Origin of the sequence: Streptomyces sp. NPDC051636, from assembly GCF_044453765.1 — a bacterium.
Taxonomy (GTDB): Bacteria; Actinomycetota; Actinomycetes; order Streptomycetales; family Streptomycetaceae; genus Streptomyces.
In genome coordinates, this window is record NZ_JBITDA010000008.1 from 136,656 (window position 1) to 163,038 (window position 26,383).

General features: G+C 75.0%; 3 protein-coding genes. All 3 read left to right on the forward strand.

All coding sequences use genetic code 11. The features are described from left to right. Positions 1–14 precede the first annotated feature (14 nt). The 3 genes from ACIBBH_RS17335 to ACIBBH_RS17345 all read left to right on the forward strand — a co-directional run bounded on the left by ACIBBH_RS17335 (position 15) and on the right by ACIBBH_RS17345 (position 26,375). Positions 15–8,120 (forward strand): amino acid adenylation domain-containing protein, encoded by an 8,106-nt coding sequence (locus ACIBBH_RS17335; protein ID WP_399405363.1) that lies wholly within the window; start codon positions 15–17, stop codon positions 8,118–8,120. Positions 8,121–8,250: 130 nt separating this feature from the next. Next, positions 8,251–22,920 (forward strand): SDR family NAD(P)-dependent oxidoreductase, encoded by a 14,670-nt coding sequence (locus ACIBBH_RS17340; protein ID WP_399405365.1) that lies wholly within the window; start codon positions 8,251–8,253, stop codon positions 22,918–22,920. Continuing rightward, positions 22,917–26,375, forward strand: a complete 3,459-nt coding sequence (locus ACIBBH_RS17345) for an amino acid adenylation domain-containing protein (protein ID WP_399405367.1) — start codon at positions 22,917–22,919, stop codon at positions 26,373–26,375. Before ACIBBH_RS17340 ends, ACIBBH_RS17345 begins: the two co-directional genes overlap by 4 nt. The last annotated feature ends 8 nt before the right edge of the window (positions 26,376–26,383 follow it).

Here is a 26,383-nt window from a genome sequence, read left to right on the forward strand (position 1 = left end):
GCGAGGGGACGACGATGGACACCACCAGTCAGGACACCGGGCCGGCCCTCATCCGGCGGATCCGCTCCCTGCCCGCCAAGCGGCAGCGCGCCCTGATCGCGCTGCTGCGCCGGCAGGGCGTCGACCTCTCCGCGCTGGAGACCGTCCCGCGGCTGCCCCGGACCGACGGCACACCTCTGCCACTGTCCTTCACCCAGCAGCGGCTGTGGTTCCTCGCCCAGCTCGACGGCACCAGCGCGGCCTACAACATCCCGATGGCGATGCGGTTGCGCGGCCGCCTGGACCGTCCCGCGCTGCTGCGCGCGCTGGAGGCGATCGTCCAGCGGCACGAAGTGCTGCGCACCCGGTTCGCCGACGACGGCGGCGTACCACGCCAAGTCATCGGTGACGGCGGCGACGTCGAGGTCGCCGAGGAGGAACTGGCCGACCCCGCGCGGCTCGCGGCGATCTGCCGTGACGAGGCCGCCGCGCCGTTCGACCTGGAGCGCGGGCCGCTGATCCGCATGCGGCTGCTGCGTCAGTCGGAGCAGGAGCACCACCTGCTCGTCACCACCCACCACAGCGTGTCCGACGGCTGGTCGGTCGGCGTCTTCTTCCGCGACCTGGCCGCGCTGTACGAGGCGTTCACCGCGGGCCGGCCGGACCCGCTCCAGCCGCTGCGGGTGCAGTACGCCGACTACGCCCACTGGCAGCGCGAACGGCTCGCCGGTGACCTGCAGGACCGCCAGGTGGCCTACTGGAAGCGGCAGTTGGCCGGGGTCGACCCGCGGCTGACGCTGCCCGCCGACCGGGAGCGCCCGCGGGTGAAGACGTACGCGGGAGCCCGCGAGAGCTTCACCTGCCCGGCCGACCTGCTCGGGGCCCTGCGCGAGCTCGCCAAGTTCCACGAGGCCACGCTCTACATGACCCTGCTGGCGGCCTACACGGTCGTCCTCGGCCGCTACACCCACCGGACGGACATCGCCGTCGGCACGGTCGTCGCGGGCCGCAGCCGGCGCGAGGTCGAGGACCTGGTCGGTTTCTTCGCCAACACCCTGGTGATGCGGGCCGACCTCGACGGCGACCCCGACTTCCCCGGCCTGCTGGCCCGGGTGAAGAAGACCGCGCTGGAGGCCTTCGACCACCAGGACGTGCCCTTCGAGGCCGTGGTGGACGCCCTCGACACCGAGCGCAGCCTCGCCCATTCGCCCGTCTTCCAGACGCTGTTCGTCCTCCAGGAGGCGCAGACCAGCCGGGACGTCACCCTCGGCGGCCTGGAGGTCTCCCCGGTCGACATCGACCTCAGCTTCACCAAGTTCGACCTGACTCTCGACGTGCGGGAGACCCCCGACGGCCTGGTCGGCACCGTCGAGTACAACACCGACCTGTACGACCGCGACACCGTCCGGCGTTTCATCGGCCACTACACACGGCTGCTCGCCGCCGTCACCGAGAACCCGGCTCAGCCCGTGTCCCGGCTGGCGATGGCCGGCGACGAGGAACGCCACCAGGTGGTCGAGGAGTTCAACGCCACCCGGCGGCCGTTCACCGACGACCGGTGCCTGCACGAGCTGTTCGAGGACCAGGCGACCCGGCACCCCGAGCGCACCGCCCTGGTCACGGCCGACCGCTCCTGGACGTACGCCGAACTCAACGCCTGGGCCAACCGCATCGCCCACGGCCTGCGCCGGCACGGCGTCGGACCGGACGCCCTGGTCGGCCTGCACGCAGAGCGCTCCGCCGAGATGGTCGCAGGCATCCTGGGCACCCTGAAGGCCGGCGGCGCCTACATGCCGATCGAACCGTCCCACCCGGCGGCCCGCCGCGCCGACCTCGTCGAGCGCTCCGGCGCCGACGTGATCCTCACCCAGCCGCACCTGGACGCCGGGCCCCTGCGCGCCGCCGCCCACCAGCTCGTCCTGCACCCCGACGGCACTCTGCGCGACGCGGATGGCCAGGACGTCTGCGGCGACCGCGACGACAACCCGCCCGCCACCGAACTCGGCCCGCACTCAGGGCACCTGGCGTACGTCATCCACACCTCCGGCTCCACCGGGCGCCCCAAGGGCGTGATGATCGAGCACCGGGCCGCCGTCAACCGCATCGAGTGGATGCAGAACGAGTACCGGCTCACCGCCGACGACGTCGTCCTGCAGAAGACCCCCTACAGCTTCGACGTCTCCGTCTGGGAGTTCTTCTGGCCGCTGCTGTTCGGCGCCCGCCTCGCGGTCGCCGCACCCGGTGGCCACCGCGACCCGGCCTACCTGGTCTCCGCCGTCCGCGACTTCGGCGTCACCACCCTGCACTTCGTGCCGTCCATGCTGCGCAGCATCGTCGAGGAGCCCGGCTGGGCGCGGTGCACGACCGTGCGGCAGGTCTTCTGCAGCGGCGAGGCCCTGCCCCCGGACCTGTGCGCCCGCCACTACGAACGCCACCCGGCGCCCCTGCACAACCTCTACGGCCCCACCGAGGCCGCCGTCGACGTCAGCCACTGGACCGTCCCCGCCGGACCGGCGCCCCGCGTCGTCCCCATCGGCCGGCCCATCCAGAACATCCAACTGCACGTGCTCGACGACGCCCTCCAGCCGCAGGGGATCGGCTGCGTCGGCGAGCTGTACATCGCCGGTGCCGGGCTCGCCCGCGGCTATCTGCACCAGCCCGAGCTGACCCGTGAGCGGTTCGTGCACAACCCGTTCGCCGCGGATCCGGACGCCCGCATGTACCGCACCGGCGACCTGGTGCGCCGACTGCCCGACGGGACCCTGGAGTTCCTGGGACGCGCCGACGACCAGGTCAAGCTGCGCGGCTTCCGCATCGAACCGGGCGAGATCGAGCACCGCCTCACCGAGCACCCGGCCGTCCGCTCCTCGGCGGTCCTGGTCCGCGAGGACCAGCCCGGCAGCCCCCGCCTGGTCGCCTACCTGGTCCTCGACCCCGGCACCGCACTCGACGACCACCGCGCCGACCTGATCCGGCACCTCGAGGGCACCCTGCCCGAGTACATGGTCCCGAGCGCCTACGTCACACTCGACGCCCTGCCGGTGACCACCCACGGCAAGCTCGACCGCCGGGCCCTGCCCGCCCCCGGCATCGAGGCGTTCGCCCAGCGCGCCTACGTCGCCCCCGCCACCGGCACCGAGCGCCGACTGGCCGAGGTCCTGGCCGCACTGCTCGGCTTCGACGCCGCACGGATCAGCGCCGACGACAACTTCTTCGCCCTCGGCGGCCACTCCCTGATGATCACGGTGCTGGTGGCCCGGCTGAGGGACAGCGGCCTGCACGTCACCGTCCAGGACGTCTTCACCGCCCCCACCCTGGCCGACCTGGCCGCACGCATCGACGCGCCCGGCGCCGCGCCCGGGCACAGCGTCCCGGCCAACCTGATCCCGGACGGCTGCGAACGCATCACGCCCGGCCTGCTCCCGCTGATCGACCTCACCCAGGAGCAGATCGACACCGTCGTGGCCGCGGTGCCCGGCGGCACCGCCAACGTCCAGGACGTCTACCCGCTGCTGTCCACGCAGGAGGGCATCCTCTTCCACCACCTGATGGACCCCGACCACGACCCGTACCTCGTCGCCACCCTCTACCGGGCCGAGGACGAGCAGGCGTGCGCCCGGTTCACCGACGCGCTGCAGCGCATCGTCGACCGCCACGACGTGATGCGCACCGCCGTCCTCACCACCGGCCTGCCCGAACCGGTCCAGGTCGTGCACCGCGCCGCGACCCTTCCCGTGGAGCGGATCCGGCTCTCCAAGGGCCGGGACGCCGAGGAACAGGCGCGGGAACTGCTCGCCCGCCCCGGGCGGATGCGCCTGGACAGCGCGCCGCTGCTGCGGCTGGTCGTCGCCGAGGATCCCCGCTCCGAGCGGCGTTACCTGCTGCTGACCGCCCACCACCTCATCGAGGACGCCACTTCCCTGCGGCTGACCCTGCAGGAGCTGGCCCTGCACATGGCGGACCGCGGCGACCTGCTGCCCGCTCCCGCGCCGTACCGCGAGTTCGTCGCCCACACCCTGCGCCAACAGGCATCCGGTGAGGCCGAGGACTACTTCCGCCGGGTCCTCGGCGATGTCACCGAACCGACCTTCCCCTTCGGCCTGTCCGACACGCACGGCGACGCGAGCGGCGTGACCCGGCTGCGCCGCACCCTGCCGCAGGAACTGACCCGCGAGCTGCGTGCCCACGCCGGGCGGCTGCGGCTGAGCCCGGCCTGCCTCTTCCACGCCGCCTGGGCCCGCGTCGTCGCCGCGTGCAGCGGCCGCGAGGACATCGTCCTCGGCTCCGTGATGTCCGGGCGCCTGCAGGGCGTCGAGGGCGTGGAGCGGATGCTCGGCAACTTCATCAACACCCTGCCCCTGCGGGTCCGGCTCACCGGTCGCACGGTGCGGGAGCTGATCGACGAGGTCGACACCGGCCTCAGGGAACTCGTCGCCCGCGAGCACACCCCGCTCGGCCTGGCCCAGCGGTGCGCCGACACCGACGGCGACGTCCACCTGTTCAGCGCCGTCGGCAACTTCCGGCATTTCGAGCCCGGGCACGGCGAGGCCGCCGCGGTCCGCATCGAGGACCAGGGCGTACGGTTCCTCGCCGCCACCGACGGCATCAACTACCCGGTGTCCGTCTCCCTCGACGACTTCGGCACCGAGTTCTCCCTCGACCTCCAGGTCGACGACGCGGTCCGCGCCGACGCCGTCGCCGACTACGTCGAGGCCGCCCTCCGGGGGCTCGTGACCGCCCTCGCCGACGGCGACGGCACCACCACCCGGGCCCTCGACATCGACGTGCTGCCCGCCGCCGAGCGCCGTCGCCTGCTGACCGAGTGGAACGACACGGACACCCCGATGCCGTCCCCGACGCTCACGGCCGCCTTCGCCGCCCAGCTGGCCCGCACGCCCGACCTGCCCGCGCTGGTCTTCGAGGACGCCGAGCTGTCCTACGCGGAGCTGAACGCCCGCGCCAACCGGCTCGCACACTGGCTGACCGGACGCGGCGCCGGCCCCGAACGCCTTGTCGCCGTGAGCATGCAGCGCTCCTTCGACCTGCTCGTCGCGATCTACGGCATCCTCAAGTCCGGCGCCGCCTACCTGCCCCTCGACCCGGACCTGCCCCGCGGGCGCCGCGAGCAGATGCTCTCCGACGGGCGCCCGCTGCTCCTGCTGGAGGAACTGCCGGACACCGCGGGCCTGCCCGACACCGACCCGGACGTCCCGGTGCACGCAGACAACCCCGCGTACGTGCTTTACACCTCGGGCACCACCGGCCGCCCCAAGGGCGTGACGATCACCCACCGGGCGAGCATGAACTGGCTGCACTGGGACCAGCGCGCCTACCGCATGCGCGAGGGCGGCCGGATCGTGTTCAAGACCTCCATCGGCTTCGACGTCTCCATCAAGGAGCTGTTCTGGCCGCTCCAGGTCGGCGGCACGATCGTCATCGCCCGGCCCGGCGGACAGAAGGACCCCGAGTACCTGGCCTCCCTCGTGAAGGACCAGCACGTCACCGACATCGACTTCGTGCCCTCGATGCTCGCCGAGTTCCTCTCCGAACCGGCCGCCGCCGGCTGCACCGGCCTGGTCCGTCTGGAGGCCACCGGCGAACCCCTGCCCGTGGAGCTGGCCGAGCGCGTCGCGCGCGTCCTGCCCGGCACCGAGCTGTACAACCTGTGCGGACCCACCGAGGTCGGCGGCGCCCTCGGTCTGACCACGCCGTACACCGTGGAGCCGGGCGCCGTCCGGGTGCCGATCGGCGCGCCGGTGTGCAACACCCAGGCCTATGTCCTCGACCCGGGCCTGCGGCTGCTGCCGCAGGGCGTGCCGGGCGAGCTGTACATCGCCGGCGACCAGCTGGCCCGCGGCTTCCACGGCCGCCCGGCCCTGACCGCCGAGCGGTTCGTCGCCAACCCGTTCACTCCGGGCACCCGCATGTACCGCACCGGCGACCTCGTCAAATGGCGGCCCGACGGGCTGATCGAACACCTGGGCCGGGTCGACGACCAGGTCAAGATCCGCGGCTTCCGGGTCGAGCCGGGCGAGATCGAGAACCACCTGCACACCCACCCCGCGGTGCACCGCGCGGTGGTCCTGCCGCACGGCTCCGGCGCCGCCCGCGTGCTGGTCGCCTACCTCAGCCCGGCCCGCCGGTGGCGCGAGGAGGCCGGGGAGGGGGCGTCGCCCGCCCGGGAGCTGAAGGAGTACCTCGGCGCCCGGCTGCCGGACTACATGGTGCCCACGGCCTTCGTCGTCCTGGACGAGCTGCCGGTCAACCGCAACGGCAAGATCGACCGGGGCGCCCTGCCCGCCCCCAGCGAGAACGACCTGGCCCGCGAGGAGTACGTGGCGCCGCGCACCGCCACGCAGCGGACGCTGTGCCGCATCGCCGAGGAGGTCCTCGGTGTCAGCCGGGTCGGCCTCAACGACAGCTTCTTCGACCTCGGCGGGCACTCCCTGCTCGCCACCCGCCTGTCCCTGCGCATCAAGAAGGAGACGGGCGCCGACCTTCCGCTCCAGGTCATCTTCACCGCGCCCGGCATGGCCGGCATCGCGGCGGCCCTGGAGGAACTGCTCACGGGCGGCGGGAGCACGGAGCCCGCCGGGGGACAGGCCTTCGCTGATCCGGCCGTCGCCGACGGCGCGGGGGCAGAGGACGCGGGAGCGAAGGAATCCGGGAGCCAGGCCGCCGAAGCCACCGGTGCGGCACCGCACACGGACGACGCGACCGGTGCCCCACCGCGCACCGGCGACGCCCCCCTCTCCCTCCAGCAGCGCGACCTGTGGTTCCTGAACCGGCCCGACCACCTGGCCGCCGCGTGGGACAACGTCCAGCTCGCCTTCCGGCTCGACGGCCCCCTCGACCGGGACGCGTTCACGCGCAGTGTGCGCGCACTCGTGGAGCGGCACGCGATCCTGCGGACCAGCTACCACCGGCACGCCGGCGGCGCGTTCGTCCAGCGCGTGCACGACGCCGACGGCTTCACCGTGAGCGTGGCCGCCGGTCCGAGCGACGACACCGGCCTGGCCGAGTGGCTGCGCGCCGAACGGGCCCGCCCGTTCGCGCCGGAGGAGCCCTATCCGCTCCGCTCGCATCTGCTGACCCTCTCCGAGGGCCGGCACATCGCCGTGCTCACCCGCCCCTGGGGCGTCTTCGACGGCTGGTCGGTCAACATCGTCCTGACCGAACAGCTCGCCCTCTACCGGGCGCTCGCCCGGGGACGCGAGGCCGATCTGCCCAAACTTCCGCTGGGGTACGCCGACTTCGCGCGCCGTCAGCACGGCGCCGTGGACGCCGCGGAACTCGACCGGCAGCGCGAGCACTGGCGCAGGACGCTGGCCGGGCTCCCAGCCGGCCCGGGGCTGCGCACCGACTACGAGCGGCACCCGGTGAAGACGTACCAGGGCTCCTCGGTGGACCTGAAGGTCCCCCAGCGGGTGGCCGGCAAGCTCCGCCGGCTCGGCCGGGACGCCGGCGTCACGCCGTACATGACCCTGCTGTCCGCCTTCGCCGTGCTGCTCGGCGGTCACACCGACGACACCGACCTGGTCATCGGCTCACCGGTCGCCAACCGGCCCTGGGCCGAACTGGAGGGAATCGTCGGCTACTTCGTCAACATGCTGGCGATGCGCCTGGACGTGACCGGTCAGCGGAGCTTCACCGAACTGCTGGCGCAGGCCAAGGAGGTGACGACCGAGGCCCACGGACACAAGGACGTGCCCTTCACCGACCTCGCGCGCACCCTGGCCGCCGAGCCCGGCACGAGCGGGTCCCCGCTGTTCCAGGCCGCGTTCAACCTCCTGCCGACCTGGGACATGCCGGCCGGCGACGACGGCTCCGGCGAACTGACGGTCACACAGGTGCGCACCGACGCCGGACCCGCCCGGTACGACCTCAGCCTCGTCGTGCGGGAGACGGGCGACGGTCTCGGCGGCTACCTGGAGTACAGCACCGACCTGTTCGCCCGGGACACCGCCGAGCGCATGGCCCGTACGTACGAACGGCTGCTGGACCGGATCGCCGCCGAGCCGGGGGCCTCCCTCGCCGACCTGCGCGCCCGCGCGGAGACGAAGGAGTCCGGGTCCGCGGCGAAGAGCAGGCCCGCGGCCGGCGGCGGCCGGCGGCCCGCACGGCGCAGGACGGCTCGGTGAGCCGCCCGCGGCCGGACTGACCCCCGGCCACCGCCGCAGCACCCCGGGCCGACGGCCCGTACCGGATCAGAGAACCACCACCTGCCCGTTCCGCACCGGAACGGGCGCACGAAAAGGGGAGATCGGGCCAGTGAGCAGCCACGAGGTCCAGGCAGCCGAGACGGATGTCGCGATCATCGGCATGGCCGGGCGTTTCCCCGGCGCCGACGACCTGGACTCCTTCTGGCGTCTGCTGAGCGAGGGCCGCGAGGGCATCACCCGCTTCAGCCGCGAGGAACTCGCCGCGGCGGGGGTGCCCGACCGGCTGCTCGACGACCCGGACTACGTCCCCGCCCACGGGATCATCCCGGACGTCGACCTGTTCGACACCGGCTACTTCGAGTTCACCCCGGCCGAGGCCGCGATCACCGACCCGCAGCACCGCATCCTGCTGACCGCCGGCCACGCCGCCCTGGAGCACGCCGGATACGACCCGGCCCGCTACGACGGGCTGATCAGCGTCTACGCCGGCGCGGCGATCAACACCTACCTCCAGCAGCAGGTCCTCCCCAACGTCGACCAGACCGCCACCTCCGACCACTTCGCGGTGATGGTCGGCAACGACAAGGACTTCCTCGCCACCCGGCTGTCGTACAAACTCGACCTCAAGGGCCCCGGTTACGCCGTCCAGACCGCCTGCTCCACGTCCCTCGTCGCCATCCACCTGGCCTGCCAGGGCCTGGTCAACGGCGAGTGCGACATGGCGCTCGCGGGCGGTGTCACCGTGAAACTGCCGCAGACCAAGGGCTACTTGTACGAAGAGGGCGCGATCCTGTCCCAGGACGGGCACGTACGCACCTTCGACGCCGGCGCGAGCGGCACGGTCCTCGGCAACGGCGTCGGCGTCCTGGTCCTGAAGCTCCTGCGGGACGCCATCGAGGACCGCGACACCATCCACGCCGTCATCAAGGGCACGGCCACCAACAACGACGGCTCGGGCAAGGTGAGTTTCGCCGCGCCCGGCGCCGCCGGCCAGGCCGCCGTCATCCGCGAGGCGCACACCGTCTCCGGCGTCGACCCGCGCTCCATCGGCTACGTCGAGGCGCACGGCACCGCAACCCGGCTCGGCGATCCCGTCGAGGTCTCGGCGCTCACCCGGGCCTTCCGGGAGGCCACGGCCGACACCGGGTTCTGCGCCATCGGCTCGGTCAAATCCAACATCGGCCACCTGGACGCGGCGGCCGGTGTCGCCGGCGTGATCAAGACGGTCCTGATGATGAAGCACCGGACCCTGGTGCCGACGCTCAACCACGACATCCCCAATCCGGCCATCGACTTCGCGGCCAGCCCCTTCAAGGTGAACACCGGTACCGTCCCGTGGCCGGGGGAGGAGGGCCCACTGCGAGCGGGCGTCAGCTCCTTCGGCATCGGCGGCACCAACGCGCACGCCGTCCTGCAGGAAGCCCCGCCCGCCCCCGTCACCGGCGACGCGCACCGGGCGCAGCAGGTCCTGGTGGTCTCCGCCCGCACCGCCACCGCGCTGGCCACGGCCGCCGGGAACCTGGCAGCCCACCTCGACGCGGACGACTCCGCCGCGCTCGCCGACGTCGCCTACACGCTGGCCGTCGGCCGCCGCGCCCACGAGTACCGGCTCGCCGTCACCGGCTCCGACCGCGCCGCACTCGCCCGCGCACTGCGCGAGGCCCCCCTCCCGGAGCGCCCCGGCACCGGCGAGGTCTCCTTCGTGTTCGCCGAGGACGTCCCGGACGCGGCGGCCCTGGCCGAGCGGTGGACCGCAGCGGAGCCCGCCTTCGCCGGGCACCACCGGGCCGCGCTCGCCGCAGGCGCCGGCCGGCTGGGGGAGCGGGGGCAGGCGTTCGCCGTGCAGTACGCGCTCGGCAGGCTCTGGCTCGACTGGGGGCTCACTCCGGCCGCGATCCACGGTGACGGGCTCGCGGCGCGGGCCGCCGCGTGCGTGTCCGGCGCGCTGCGGCTGGAGGACGCGCTGACCGGCGAGGAACAGGCGCCGTCCACCGTACGCACCCGCATTCCCGTGCGCGGCGCCCTCGACGAGGTCCGCGGAGTCGCCCTGGGAGTGACCGACGGCCCCTGGGACGGCGTGGCCCGGGCCTGGCAGGCCGGTGCCGCCGTCGACTGGGCGGCCTGGTTCGAGGGCGAGGAGCGCGGCCGCGTCCCGCTGCCGACGTACCCCTTCGAGGGCCGCCGCTGCTGGCTGACCGGCCCGGACGGCAGCGCGGCCGGCGGCATCGCCGGTCCCGGCGGCAAGGGTTCCGTCGGCGGCGTTCCCGGATCCGGCAGCACCGGCCACGGCCCGCACCCCCTGCTCGACGAGAACGTCTCCACCCTCGACACGCTCGCCTACCGCACCTCTCGCACCGGCACCGAGTTCTACCTCGCCGACCACCGCGTCCGCACCGAGGCCGTCCTGCCCGCCGCCGTGCAGCTCGAACTGGCCCGCGCGGCCGGCGCGCTCTCCCTCGGCGGCCCGGTCCGGCTGTGCGGCGTCTCCTTCGAGCACCTGCTGTCCTACGCCGCCGGGCCGCGCACCGCACTGGTCCAGCTGTGGCGCGAGCCCGACACGGTCGGCTTCGAACTCACCGCCGAGGAGCAGGTGGTCGCGGCAGGCGAGATCCGTCCCGCAGGCACCGAGCGGCCCGCCCCGGTCGACCTGACCGCCGTCGCCGCCCGCTGCACCGAGCCGGTCACCCGCGCCGACGCCTACGATCTCCTGCGCGCCCGCGGCCTCGACTACGGCCCCCGGATGCGCGCCCTCACCGAGGTCCGCCTCGGCGACGGGGAGGCCGTCGGCACGCTCGACCTGCCCGACGGCGCCGCACTCGACGGCGCCGCCCTCAACCCCGCTCTGCTGGACGGCGCCCTGCACGCCCTGGTGGTGCTGCTGGCCCGTGTCTACGGTGACTCCGCCGACGGCTTCCTGCCGCTGGCCCTCGGTGAACTCACCGTGTACGCCCCCGTCACCGGGCCCTGCCGCGTCCACGTGGCGGCCGGCCGGCTGGGGGAGCGGACCGCACACGCCGACCTCACCGTCCTGGACGCCCACGGCCAGGTGCTGGCCCGCCTGGACGACCTCGCCGTCCGCGTCCTCGGCGAGGCCCGCGAGTCGGCCCTGCTGGTCCGCCGCTGGAAAACCGCGCCCACCGAGCACACCGGCGCACTCCGCGCTGAGACGGCCGCCGTCGTCACCGCCGATCCGGCCCGCCGGGCACAGCTCGCCGCCCACCTCACGGCCCTGGGCGTCGGGACGGTCACCCGCGACCTCGACCCGGCCACCGCGCCGGACGTCGTCCTCGTCGACGAGCCGTCCCCCGGACAGGCGCTGCACGTCGTCCGTACCCTCCTCGCCGCCCGCCCCACGGCCCCCGTCCGCGTCCTCCTGCTCCACCGGCACGACGCCGACGGCCCCCGTCCCGAGCGAGCCGCCCTCGCCGCCTTCGCCCGGACCGTCCGCGCGGAGAACCCCCTCCTCGAACTCCAGGCCGTCGGTCTCGCCGAGGGCGTGACCGAGGCCGACGCGCTCGCCGACGAACTGGCGGGCCACGGCCGCGACCCGGAGGTCGCCCACACCGCGGAAGGCCGCCGGATTCCGCACGCGGAGCCGGCCCCCGCCGGCGACCCGGTGGCCATCCGCGACCGCGGCGTGTACGTCGTGACGGGCGGCGCCGGCGGACTCGGCCGTGCCGTCGCCGACCGGCTCCTCGCGCGTGCCGACGCCCGCGTGATCCTGCTGGGCCGCAGCGAGCGACCCGCCGACCTGGACGAGCGCCTCGTCCACCGCAGCGTTGACGTGTCGGACGCGGACGCACTGACCGCGCAACTCAACGCAGTCCGGGCAGAGTTCGGCCCGCTCAACGGAGTCGTCCACGCCGCGGGCGTACTGCGCGACGGCTTCGCCCTCACCAAGTCCGACGAGGACTTCGCGGCCGTCCTGGCCCCCAAGGCCGCCGGACTGCGCGCCCTGGACGCGGCCACCACCGACGACCCGCTGGACTTCTTCGTCGTCTTCTCCTCCATCGCCGCGCACATCGGCAACCCCGGCCAGAGCGACTACGCGTACGCCAACGCCTACCTGGAGGCCTACGCCGAACGGCACCGCCGGATCACCGCGATCGCCTGGCCGATGTGGGCCGACGGCGGGATGCGCCAGAGCGCCGACGCGGCCGCGGACATCGCCGACCGCACCGGCTTCGGTGTCCTGCCCACCGAGGCCGGCCTTGCCCTGTTCGAGCAGGCGCTCGGCACCCCCGGCCCGCTCGTCGCCGCCCACGGGGACATCCGCAAGATCACCACCGCGCTCACCGCACCCGCCGCCCGCACCGCGGAGCCGGCCGCCCGCACCATCGGGGCCGCCGTCCCCGCCGGGGAGGGCGCAGCCCGCGCGGAGGCCCTGCGGCTGCTGCGCGAGCTGATCGCCGCCGAGACCGGGCTGAACGCGGCCGAACTGGCCGAGGACGAACCGTTCGACCGGTACGGCATCGACTCGCTGATGATCACCAAGCTCAACCGCGAGCTGGACCGGTACTTCGCCGGACTGTCCAAGACGTTGTTCTTTGAATACGCCACTCTCGGAGAACTCGCCGGCTACTTCGCCGAGTACCACGCGGCCGAGCTGGGCCGCGGCGACGACCAGGCCACCGCCCCGGCGCCGGTCCCGGCACTCCCCGCCGCCCCCCGCCCGGCGCGCTCCCCGCGCCGCACCGGACGGTCCGGCGGTCCCGCACCCGTCGAAGCCGACGACACCGACGACGCCGTCGCCGTCATCGGCCTGGCCGGCCGCTACCCGGGCGCCGACGACCTCGACGCGTTCTGGGCTGCCCTGGCCGAAGGGCGCGACCACATCACGGAGATTCCCGCCGACCGCTGGGACAGCGGCCGCTGGTACGACCCGGACCCGGCGGCGCCCGGCCTAGCCCACACCCGGTGGGGCGGGTTCCTGCGCGACGTCGACCGCTTCGACCCGCTCTTCTTCGGCATCTCACCGCGCCAGGCCGAACTGATGGACCCCCAGGAACGGCTCTTCCTGCAGAACGCCTGGCACGTCCTGGAGGACGCCGGCTACCGCCGCTCCGACCTGGCCGGCCGGCCCGTCGGCGTGTACGTCGGCGTGATGTACGGCGAGTACCAGTTCCACGGGGCCCTGGACGCCCTGCGCGGCGGGCGGCCGCTGACCGGCTCGTCGTTCGCCACCATCGCCAACCGGGTCAGCCACGCCCTGGACCTGTCGGGCCCGAGCATGGCGCTGGACACCATGTGCTCCTCCTCGCTGACCGCGATCCACCTGGCCTGCGAGAGCCTGCGCCGGGGCGAGAGCGAACTGGCCGTCGCGGGCGGCGTCAACGTCTCCGTCCACCCGTACAAGTTCGCCTTCCTCAGTCAGGGCCGCTTCCTGTCCTCCGACGGCCGCTGCCGGGCGTTCGGCGCGGGCGGCGACGGGTACGTGCCCGGCGAGGGCGTCGGCGCCGTCCTGCTCAAGCCCTACCGCAAGGCACTGGCCGACGGCGACCGCATCCACGGCCTCGTCCTGGGCAGCGCCGTCAACCACGGCGCCCGGACCAACGGCTACAGCGTGCCCAACCCGCGCGCCCAGCAGCGGGCGATCACCACCGCGCTGGAGCAGGCCGGTGTCACCCCGCGTGACATCGGCTACGTCGAGGCCCACGGCACCGGCACCGCCCTCGGCGACCCGATCGAGCTGACCGGCCTCACCCACGCCTACCGCTTGGCCGAGGCCGCGCCCGGCACCTGGCCGATCGGCTCGGTGAAGTCCAACATCGGGCACCTGGAGTCCGCGGCCGGCATCGCCGGACTCACCAAGGTGCTGCTGCAGTTCCGCCACCGCACCCTCGTGCCCTCCCTGCACGCGGCCGAGCTGAACCCCAACATCGACTTCGACCGCTCTCCGTTCCGCGTCCAGCGCGAGCGGTCCGACTGGCCCGGCGGGGACCGGCCGCGCCGGGCCGGGCTCAGTTCCTTCGGCGCGGGCGGCGCCAACGCGCACCTCGTCCTGGAGGAGTCCCCGAACGCCGACCCCGTCACCGCCGTACCGGCGGGAGAGCAGCGCACCGGCGAACCGGTTCTGTTCCTGCTCTCCGCCCGCGACGAGGAACGGCTGCGCGCCTACGCCGAGTCGGCCGCCCGCTTCGTCGCCGCCGAGCGCGTGCCGCTCGCCGACCTGTGCTTCACCACCCAGGTCGGCCGCGAACCCCTCGCCGCCCGGCTCGCGGTGGCCGTCACCGACGGCGCCGACCTCGTCACCGCCCTGCGCCGGTTCGCCGACGGGGGGCCCGCCCCCGAGCTCCCCGGCGCAGGCCCGTGCACCGAGCCGGCCCGGCGCTGGCTGGGCGGAGCCGACGTGGACTGGGCCGCTTGGCACGCCGACCGGCCGGGTCCCCTCCCGCGCCGGGTGCGTGCCCCGCTCTACCCGTTCGCCGCGGAACGCTACTGGATCCCGCTCAACCCCGACCTGGGCTCGGCCGCCCCGCATCCGCTGGTCGACGCCAACGAGTCCACCGTCCGCGAGGTCCGCTTCCGCAAGACCCTGCACGCGCACGATCCGCTGCTGCGCGACCACGTCATCGAGGGCCGGCCGCTGCTGGCGGGCGCGGCGATCCTGGAGTTCGTCCGGGCCGCCGCGGCGCTCGCCGAACCGGGCGTCCGGCACGCCCTGCGCGACGTGGTGTGGGGCCGGGCCGTCGAACCCGCCGACGGATCAACGGAGTTGTACGTCTCCTTCCGTCCGGAGGGCACCGCTCTGGTCTTCGAGGTGTCCAGCGGAACCGGCGGCGACCGCACCACCCACGCCCGCGGCAGCGCGGTCCCGGCTCCCGCCGCCCCGGACACGGTCGAGGACCTCGCCGCACTGCGCGAGCGCCTGTCCGCCGTACGCGACCGGCCCACCGCCTACGCCGACTACGCGGCCGCCGGATTCGCGTACGGCCCCTCCTTCCAGGTCGTCGACGAGATCCGCGTCGGCCCGGGCGAGGCGCTCGTCCGGCTGACCGCGCCCGGTGCCGCCCCCGGCACGGAGCTGCCCCCGGCCCTCCTCGACGGCGCGCTGCGCGCCTGCCACTGGACCGGCCGCACCACCGCGCCGCGGCCCGGTGAACTCGCCGTCCCCTTCAGCCTCGGCGCCCTGCACGCCTTCGCGCCGCTGCCGGAGGTCTGTCACGCGCACGCGCGGCTGACGGACGAGTCGGCGGGCGTGCGCCGCTTCGACCTGGCCGTGTACGACGACGAGGGCCGCGTGCTCGTCTCCGTGCGGGACTTCGCAGGACGTACGCCCCCCGCGCCGGCCGCGCGGCCCGAAGCGGCGCCGGGCACCGCCCCCGCCTCCGGCGGACCCCGCCTCTACGAGCCGTACTGGCGTTCCGCCCCCGACCCGGAGCCGCAGGGTGCCGCCGGGACCCTCGCCCTGCTCGGCCACCCCACCGCACTGCAGTCCGCGCTGGCCGCGACCGGCGTGTGGCGGCGGGTCGTTCCCGTCGGCGGGGGCGGCGACGCACCGGCCTCGCTCGTCGGCGAGGACGGGCTCGACCTCGCCGTCGTCCTCGGCGGGCCGGACGAGGGCTCGCCCGCCGACCTGCTCGACGCTGCCTGCGCCCCCGTGCTGGACGTGCTCGACGCGGCCCGTTCCGGCACGCTCCCCGGCCGGGTGCGCTGCCTGGTGCTGCACACGCAGGACGCCGGCGCGGACCGGCCGGAGCATGCGGCCCTGGCCGGGTTCGCCCGCTCCACGGGGCCGGTCGCACCGCGCCTGGAACTGCTCACCCTCGGCGTCGACGCCGCCGCCCCACCGGCTGAGGTCGCCCAGGCCGTGGCCGTGGAACTGCGCGCCGGGCCTCGTGCCGCCGGGCTGGAGGTCCGCCGCACGGCCTCCGGCGAGCGCCAGGTGCGGGCCCTGCGCCCGCTCACCGGGACGGCGGCACCGGCCGAACTGCCCCTGCGGGACGGCGGCGTGTACGTCGTGACCGGCGGCTCCGGTGCCATCGGGCGCGTGCTCGCCGAGCACCTGGCCCGCGCCCACGCGGCCAAGCTGGTGCTGATCGGCCGCTCCGAGCCCGACGGGCGGACCCGCGCCTGGCACCGCACCCTGGCCGGCCTCGGCGCAGAGGTGCTCGCCCTGCGCGCCGACGTGACCGACGCCGGGGAACTCGGCGCGGCGCTCGCGACCGCCCGGGACCGGTTCGGCGCGCTCCACGGCGTGTTCCACCTGGCGGGCGTCGCCGACGGGGGCCGTGCCGACGGCGACCGGGACCGCTTCGCCCGGCTGCTCGGCGCCAAGACGCACGGGCTGGTCCAGCTGGACCGGCTGACCCGCGAGGACGCCCTCGACCTGTTCGTGGTCTTCTCCTCCGTCTCCTCCCTCATCGGTGACTTCGGAGCGGCCGGCTACGCCACCGCCAACCGCTTCGCCGACCTCTACACGGTGCTCCGCGACGGCCGGGTGCGCCGGGGCGAGCGGCACGGCCGCAGCCTGGCCCTGGCCTGGCCGCTGTGGGCGGTCGGCGGGGTCGACGGGCTGGTCCGCGCGGAGGAGCTGGCCGCCTACACCCGCCGCAGCGGCATGCGCGCGCTGACCGCCGAACAGGGACTGGACCTCCTCACCCGGTCGATCGCCGCCGGCGCCTCCTGGCTCGTGCCCGCCTGGGGCGACCCGGAGGCCGTCGACGCCGCCCTGACAAACGCGCCGGCCACGGCCAGGCCCGCTGCCACGGCCGCCGCTGCCTCCGCCCACCCGGACCGGCTCAGGAACCGCCTGGTGGAGCACCTGCGCCAGGTCCTCGCGGGCGTCCTCAAGCTGTCCCCCGGACGCCTCGACAGCCGGGTGGCACTCGACGACTACGGCCTGGACTCGGTGCTGGTCATGGAGTCCAACTCGCTGCTCGGCAAGGACTTCCCGGGCCTGCGCGGCACCGTGTTCTTCGAGTTCCGCACGGTCGACGAACTGGCCGGCCACATCCTCGCCGAGCACGCCGACGCCGTCACCCGCCTCTTCCCGGACGAGACCGAGCCGCAGCCGGGGGAGCCCGCTCCCGCGGCCGTACCCGCCCCGGCACCGGAGCCCGTCCCCGCGGCCGTACCCGCCCCGGCGCCGCGCACTTCGCCCGTCCGCAAGGACGCCGACGAGCCGATCGCCGTCATCGGGATCAGCGGCCGCTACCCCCAGGCGGACACCCTGGAGGAGTTCTGGCGCAACCTCGCCGAGGGCCGCGACTGCGTCACCGAGGTTCCCGCGGACCGCTGGGACGCCGATGCCCTGTTCGACGCGGACCCGGCCGCACCGGGCCGCAGTTACGGCCGCTGGGGCGGCTTCCTGTCGGACGTGGACTGCTTCGACTCGCTGTTCTTCCAGATCGCCCCCAAACAGGCCCGCACGATGGACCCGCAGGAGCGGCTCTTCCTCCAGACGGCGTGGTCGGCGCTGGAGGACGCCGGCTACCCGCCGTCGCGCATCCCCGCGCCCCGCCACGGCGGCCAGGGCCACGACGTGGGCGTGTTCGTCGGCGTCATGTGGGACGACTACGCGATCCTGGCCGCCACCGAGTCCGCCCGCGGCAACCACCAGGTGGTCCTCGCCAACCGTTCCTCCATCGCCAACCAGGTCTCCTACTTCGGCGACTTCCGAGGCCCGAGCGTGGTGGTCGACACCGCCTGCTCCGCGTCCCTCGTCGCCGTCCACCAGGCCTGCGAGAGCATCCGCCGCGGCGAGTGCTCGTACGCCATCGCGGGCGGCGTGAACGTGGCCGTGCACCCCGACAAGTACGTGCACCTGAGCCACAAGACCATGCTGTCCGCCGACGGCCGCTGCCGGGCCTTCGGCGCGGGCGGCACCGGATACGTGCCCGGCGAGGGTGTCGGCGCGGTGGTGCTCAAGCGGCTGTCGGAAGCGGTTCGCGACGGTGACACCGTGCACGCGGTGATCCGGGCCAGCGCCGTGGGCCACGGCGGCCGCACCAGCGGCTACACCGTGCCCAACCCGCAGGCGCAGCAGGCGCTGGTGGAGCAGGCGCTGGCCGCCGCGGGCATCGACGCCCGCACCATCGGCTGCGTCGAGGCGCACGGCACCGGCACCGCCCTGGGCGACCCCATCGAGCACACCGCGCTCGCCCAGGCCTTCGCCCGGCACACCGGGGACACGGGCTTCTGCGCGCTGGGCTCGGTGAAGTCCGCGATCGGCCACCTGGAGGGCGCCGCCGGCATCGCCGGACTCACCAAGGCCGTCCTGCAGGTGCGCCGCGGCACGCTGCTGCCCACGCTGCACGCCGAGGAGACCAACCCGGCCATCGACTTCGACCGCTCGCCGTTCACCGTGCAGCGCGAGACGGCGCCCTGGCCGCGCGCCCACGACGGCGACGGCCGCCCGCTGCCGCGCCGCGCCGCCGTCAGCTCGTTCGGTGCGGGCGGCACCAACGCGCACGTCATCGTGGAGGAGTACGTGGCCGGCGAACCGGCGCCGGCCGGCCCCGAACCGGCGGAGCTGATCGTCCTCTCCGCCCGTGACGAGGAGCGGCTGCGCGCCTACGCGGCCGACCTGGGCCGTGCCCTCGCCGGCCCGGACGCCCCGCGCCTCGCCGACGTCGCCCACACCCTGCGCGTGGGCCGAGAACCCCTTGCCGCACGACTGGCGTTCATCGCCGCCGACCTCGCGGACGCGGCCGGCAAGCTCACCGCCGTCGGCCGCGGCGAGGGCGGCCAGTGGCTGCACCGGGGCCGGGTGGAGCAGCACCCGCCGCTGGCCGGTCTGCTGACCGACGGGGTCGGCGGCGACGACTTCCTCGCCGCCCAGATCACGGCGGGCGCCGACGACCTCCTCGGCCGGCTGTGGGTCTCCGGCGTCACCGTCGACTGGGACCTGCTGCACCGCCTGCGTCCCGCCGCGCGCCGCCGGGTGCCACTGCCGACCTACCCCTTCGAGCGGGTACGGCACTGGCTCGACACCACGCCCACCCCCGCCCCGCGGCAAGGAGTCCGCCGGTGGGAGCGCCGGCTCGCCGCTGACGAGCCGGTACTGCGCGACCACGTGGTCGACGGCCGGCCCGTCCTCCCCGGCGTCGGCCACCTCGACCTCGTCGCCGAGGCGAACGGGGGGCTGACCGGGCAGGCCTGCGCGGACGTCCGCTGGATCGTCCCGCTGGCGCTGAACGGGGCCCAGGAGACGGTCGCGGTGGTCCTCGACGGCGACCGGTACGAGATCCGCGGCGCCGACGACACCGTCCGCTCGTGCGGCCGCCTCGCCCCCGCCCCGGCCGCACCCGCCCCCCTCGACATCACCGCCCTGCGCACCCGCCTGGACGAGGGCCCCGGAGAAGCCGCCTTCTACCGGGCGCTCGCCGGACAGGGGCTGCCGTACGGGCCCTTCTTCCGGCGCGTCCGGCAGGTGTGGACCGGCGACGACGAGGTGCTCGGCCGGATCGGCGAGCCCGTCGGCGACGGCCCGGCACACCCACTGCACCCCGGCGTCCTGGACGCAGCCCTGCACACGATCGCCGCCCTGCTGGTGCGCCGCCGCGGCGAACACGCCCGGCCCATGCTGCCGTTCGCCGCCGACCGCGTCGAGGTGTTCGGCCCGGTACCGGAGACCGGCTGGTCCTACGTCCGGGAGACCGGCCCCGACCGTTGCGAGGTGCTGCTCTGCGACGACACCGGCGCGGTACGGGTCCGCTTCGAGGGCCTGACCTACCGCGAGGCCAAGCCGTCCGCGGTGGTCGTACACCGGCCGGTGTGGACCGCCCGGCCCGCCGACGGCCGGGCCGCCACCGCCCGCAGCGTGCTGCTGGTCGGGGAGCGGCTGGACGCCGAGCCCGCCGCCGGCATCGCCCGCGCCCACCGCGGCGCGGACGTACGGCGCCTCCCGGTCGGCCCCGGCGGGCTCACCGACGCCGAACTCGACCGCGCCCTCGCCGGATCCGGTGCGCCGGACCTGGTCTACTTCCTCGGTACGGCCCCCGGACGTGAACCCGCCGAGCGCGGCGAGCTGCGCGCTCTGACCGACCGGGGCCCGGTCGCCCTGTACCGCCTGGTGCGCGCGCTGGACCGGCACGGCCTGCTGGACCGCGAGGCCCGCCTGAAGATCGTCACCACGGACGTCCACCCGCTGGAGGCGGGCGACGACTCCACGCCGTGGGCCGCCGGGATCACCGGGCTGGCCGCCGTCGCGGCCAAGGAGTACCCCGCCCTGCGCGTGGCGCTGGTCGACGTACGCGCCACGGAGGCCGACCGGGCCGCCGACGCCATCGTGGCCGAACCGTTCCCGGCCCGGCCGGTGCCGGTGTCGCTGCGCGCCGGTGTCCGCCGTGTCCGCACCCTGGAGCGCGTGGAACTGCCCGCGGCAGCACCCGCGTTCCGTCCGGGCGGCGTCTACCTGGTCGTCGGCGGCCTCGGCGCGGTGGGCCGGGACACCTGCCGGCACCTGGCCCGCGCATACGGGGCGAAGCTGGTCGTCGTCGGCCGCTCCCCGCTCGACGAGGCCCGGCGCCGGAGTGTCGCGGAGCTGGAGAAGGCGGGCGCCGAGGTCCGCTACCTGGCCCTCGACGCCACCGACCCCGACGCGCTCCGGGAAGCGGCCGAGCTGGCCGTGCGCGAGTTCGGCGCCCTGCACGGAGTCATCAACGCCGCGATGGTGCTGGTCAGCCAGATGCTGCGGGAGCTGCCGGAGGACGCGCTGCGGGCGGCCCTGGAGACCAAGACGGACTCCGCCTGGAGCCTGCTGCACGCGGTGCGCCACCTGCCGCTGGACTTCGCGCTCTTCTACTCCTCCGGAGTGGCCTTCGAGGGCAACCACGGCCAGGCGGGATACGCGGCCGGCTGCGCCTTCGCCGACGCCTACGCCCTGCACGCCGCCCGCACCCTGCCCTTCCCGGTCCGGGTCCTCAACCTCGGCTACTGGCACGCGGGCGGCGACCCGGAGCGGGAGCGGGTGCTGCGCCGCTTCCGAGCCGCCGGCATCCGCCCGCTCAGCGCCGAGCAGGGCATGACCGTCGTCGAGCGCACCCTCGCGGCGCGGCTGCCCCAGGTGTTCGCCCTGGACGCCGACCGGCCCGTCCTGGAGAACCTCGGCATCGACCCGGACCGCACGCTGAAGGTCCTGCCCGGTGCCGGACCGGAGGCGCCGGCCGAGGTCTGCTTCCCCGGCGCGCCCGACCCCGACCGGGAACTGCTCGCGCACCAGCGTGCGGTCGCCGAGGCGGAGGAACTGGCGCTGCGCCTGCTGGCTGCGGTGCTGCACCGGGCGGGCCTGTTCGGTCCGGCCGAAGCCGCACGGGAGGAACTGGCCGCCCGCCTGGGCGTGGTGCCCGAACACGCCGCGCTGTTCCAGGCGCAGCTGGACATGCTGGCCGAGGGCGGCTGGCTGACGGTCACGGACACCGGCCGTGTCCGCCCGACGGGCCGTACGGTCCAGCCCGAGGCGGAGGCGGCGGCCGCCCTCCACGAGCTGACCGAACGGCACCCCGCCGTCGCGCCGGTCCTCACACTCCTGAGCGACTGCCTGACCGCCCTGCCCGACATCCTCACCGGCCGCCGCCCCGCCATGGAGGTGCTCTTCCCCGACGGCTCCGCCGAGCGGGTGGCCGGCGTGTACCGGGGCGACCCGGTCACCGACCGCTGCAACGCGGAAGTCGCGCGGCTCGTGGTCGAGCAGGTCCGCGCCCGCCGGGCCGCCGACCCGGCCGCGACCGTGCGGATCCTGGAGGTCGGCGCGGGCACGGGCGGTACCACGGCGACCGTACTCGCCGCCCTCGCCCCCTACGGCGACGGCGTCGAGTACGTCTTCACCGACGTCTCCCCGGCGTTCGTCCGCAAGGCCCGGCACCGGTTCGGCGACCCGTATCCGTTCACCCGCTTCGAGACGCTGGACATCGAGGCCGACCCGGCCGGGCAGGACCCGTCCTCCGGCACCCACGACGTGGTGCTCGGCACCAATGTCCTGCACGCCACCCGGCGGCTGTCCGACACGCTGGCCCGCGCCAAGCGACTGCTGCGACCGGGCGGCGCCATGCTGCTGGTGGAGGGCACCCGGCCCCGGCACCAGCTGGCGCTCGTCTTCGGCCTGACACCCGGCTGGTGGCGCTTCGCCGACCCCGAGCAGCGCATGCCCCGCTCCCCGCTGGCGAGCGAACGCCAGTGGCGCGACGTGCTCGCCACGTGCGGCTTCACGGACATCAGCGCGGCGGCGCCCGCGACGCAGGCCGGCACGGCCTTCCAGAGCGTCATCACCGCCATCAGCGACGGCGTGGTGCCCGTCGCCGAGCAGGCGCCCGCCCCGGCTCAGACACCGCCTCCCGCCCGGTCCCGCACGGCGGCCACCGCCCCGGCCCGCACGGCGGCTCCCGCGCCCGGTCCCACCGTGGCCCCGGTCTCCCCGGTGTCCCAGGACGACCCCCTGCGCCGGGTGACGGACGTCTTCGCCCGGGTCCTGGAGATGACACCCGACCAGCTCGACCCCGACCTCACCTTCGAGAACTACGGCGTCGACTCGCTCGTCGTCCTGGAACTGACCCGCGCCCTGGAAGCCGTCTACGGACCCCAGCCGGCGACCCTGCTGTTCGAGCGGATCACGATCCGCCAGCTGGCCGTTCACTTCGGCTCCCGAACGCCCGGCGAAACCACCCCCCAGCCCGAGCCCGAAAAGCCCCGTCCGGCGGCACCCGGCCCCGCGGTTCCCGACCCCGCCCCGGCCGACGCCGCCGAGCGCCTGGTCGCGGGGCTGTCCGACGAGGCCGTCGACGAGCTGCTGGCCGAACTGCTCTCCCCGCGCGGGGAGTCCGAAGGAGGCGGACGATGACTGCCGAGCCGTTCAGCTGTGTCGTGATCGGCGAGGAGACGCTCCTCGTCGAGTGCACCAGGCTGCTCGTGGCCCGCGGACACACGGTGGCCGCCGTGGTGTCCCCCTCCGCCGAACTGGTCGCCTGGGCAGAGGGCGAGGGGCTGCCCGCCGTGCCCTTCGGCGGGGACCTCGCCGACCGACTGGCCCCGCTGCGCTTCGACTACCTGTTCAGCATCGCCAACCTCCGCATGCTCCCGGAGGCGGTGCTCGCGCTGCCGGCCCGGCTGCCCGTCAACTTCCACGACGGTCCGCTGCCCCGGCACGCGGGTCTCTTCGCCACCAGCTGGGCCATCCTCGACGGCGACAAACAGCACGGCGTCACCTGGCACGTGATGAACCGCGAGGCCGACACCGGAGACGTGCTCAAGCAGCGCGCGGTGCCCGTCGACCCGGCGGCCACGGTGCACGACCTCGACGTCGCCTGCTTCGACGCGGGCATCGAGTCCTTCGCCGAACTCGTCGACGAACTCGCCGCCGGCACGGCCACCCGCACTCCGCAGGATCTGGGCCTGCGCACCTACCACGGCCGGTACGACGGACTGCCCCGGGCCGGTGTGTTCGACTGGCGGCAGCCCGCCGCGGAACTGGACGCGCTGGTGCGGGCCACCGCGTTCGGGCGCCGCCGCAACGACTTCGGCACGGCCCTGCTGGCTTCCGGCGACGACCTGGTGGCCGTACGCGCAGTCGAGGTCACCGACCGGCCGTCCACCGCCGAGCCCGGCACGGTCGTCGGATCCGGCCCCGACGCCCTCACCGTGGCCACCGGCGACCGGGACGTCCGCCTCACCGACCTCGCCGACCTGTCCGGGGAGCGCCTCGACCCGGTCGCCCTGGCCCGGGACCTGGGCGGCCGCTTCCCGCACCTGTCCGACGCGGTCGTCGCCGAACTGGCCGAGGCCGCTCGCGCCGCACACCGCCAGGAGCGCCGCTGGCTGCGCGTCCTGCGGTCGCTGCAGCCGGTGCTCCCGCCCAGGTTCGGACCGCTGGGCCCGGCCGCCGCTCCGGCCGGTACGGTGCCGCTGCCCGACGCCCTGCGCGGCCAGGATCCGGAACTGTCGGCCCTCGCCGTCGTCCTGGCCTTCCTGGCCCGGCTCACCCGCGGCGACGAGCGGCACGTCGCCGTGTCCGTCCCGCGGGCGGCCTCCCCGGCCGCGTTCCGCATCCTGGCGCCCGAGGTGCCGTTGCGGATCCCGGACGGGCTGCTCGACCTGCCCCTGTCCGGCCTCACGGAGCTCGTCGGCACCGAACTCGACCGGCTCCGCGACGGCGTGCCGTACCGGCGTGACGTCGCCCTGCGCCATCCGGACCTGACCGGCGCGGCCCGCACGCGGCTGCCCGTCGCCGTCCTGCTGCCCGGCAGCGCGGACGGACCGGACGACCGCCCGCTCACCGTCCGCATCGACGCCGACGGAAGCACCGGCTTCCGCACGGGCGCCGGGCTGACCGCGGACCACGAGCGCTGGCTGGCCCGGCACTTCGCAGCCTTCCTCGACGCCCTCACCGCCGACCCGCACCGCCCCCTGGGCACCGCCGGACTGCTCACGCCCAAGGAGCGGGAGCTGCTGCTCGGCCGGTGGAACGACACCGACGAGGACTACCCGCGCCAGGAGACCGTGACCCGGCTGGTCACCGACATCGCCTGCGCCGCACCGGACGCCACCGCCGTCCGCTTCCAGGACCGCGTCCTCGGCTACGGCGAACTCGACGACGCCACCGGCCGGCTGGCCCGGCACCTCGCCGGCCTGGGCGCCGGACCGGGCGAACTCGTCGGCGTCTACCTGGAGCGCTCACCCGAGCTGCTGATCAGCCTGCTCGCCGTCCTGCGCACCGGCGCCGCCTACGTGCCGATCGACCCGATCTACCCGCCCGCCCGCATCGGCCACATGCTCCAGGACTCCGGCGCCCGCCTGGTCGTGACCGACGAGACGCTGGGCGGCACCTTGGCGGACCTCCCCGTCACCCCGGTCCTCGCCTCCGCCGCCCTCACAGACGCGGGGCCGGGCGCCCCCCTGGACCGTTCCGCCGCGGACGCACCCGCCTACGTCATCTACACCTCCGGCTCCACCGGCCTGCCCAAGGGCGTCCAGGTCGGCCACCGGGCGCTGGTCAACTTCCTGTGGACGATGGCCCGCAGGCCCGGCTTCGGCTCCCAGGACTCGCTGCTCGCGCTGACCACCGTCTGCTTCGACATCGCGGGCCTGGAGCTGTACCTGCCGCTCGTGCGCGGCGGCACGGTGGAGATCCTGGCCGCCGCCGAGGCCGCCGACGGCGTCGCCCTGCGCGAGCGGGTGGAGCGCTCCGCGCCCACCGTCCTGCAGGCCACCCCGACCACCTGGCAGATGCTGCTCGCCGCCGGCTGGAGCGGCGACCCCGCGCTGCGGGCGCTGTGCGGCGGCGAACCCCTGCCCCCCGAGCTGGCCGGGCAACTCGCCCACCGGGTAGGAGCGTTGTACAACATGTACGGCCCCACCGAGACCACCATCTGGTCCACCGTCGACCGGGTGCGGCCCGGCGAGCCGGCCACCATCGGCCGGCCCATCGGCAACACCCGCTGCCACGTTCTGGACGAACGCGGCGTCCCCGTCCCGCCGGGCATCCCCGGCGAGCTGTACCTGTCCGGGGACGGCGTCGCCGACGGCTACCTCGGCCGGCCCGAGCTGACCGCCGAACGCTTCGTCACCGCCCCCGAGGGTGCCACGGGCCGTGCCTACCGCACCGGCGACCTGGTACGCCACCTGCCCGACGGCCGCCTGGAGTACCTGGAGCGGATCGACGGGCAGATCAAGCTCAACGGCTACCGGATCGAACTCGGTGAGGTGGAGTCCGCCCTGCGCCGGCTGCCCGGTGTCACCGCCGCCGTCGCCGTCGTCCGCGAGGACCGCCCCGGCGAACGCCGCCTGGCCGGTTACCTGGCAGGCCCCGCCGGCCCGCCGGACGCCGGCCGGTGGCGGGCGGCGCTGGCCGAGCGACTGCCCGCCTACATGGTCCCCTCCGCCTTCGCCGTCCTGCCCCGGCTGCCGCTCACCCCGAACGGCAAGATCGACCGCAAGGCCCTGCCGAAGCCCGACGCCCCCCGCGTCGCGGGCGGCGCGGCGGCCGTCCGCACCGACCTGGAACGGCGCATCGCCGAGGCCTGGTGCGAGGCGCTCGGCCTGGAGCGGGTCGGCGCGGAGGACAACTTCTTCGACGTCGGCGGCGACTCGCTGCGCCTGACGTCCGTGGTGGCGACCCTGCGGGAACGGCTCGGTCTGCAGGTCAGCCGCCTCGACATGTTCCGCCACCCGACGGTGCGGGCCATGGCCGCCCACGCCGGCGGCTCCGGCCCCGCCGGGCCCGCCGCGTCCCGCCACCGCCGCTCCCGGGACACCGCGGCCCTCGTCCGCCGCCGCGACCGGAAGCAGCGGCGCCCATGACCGGCCAC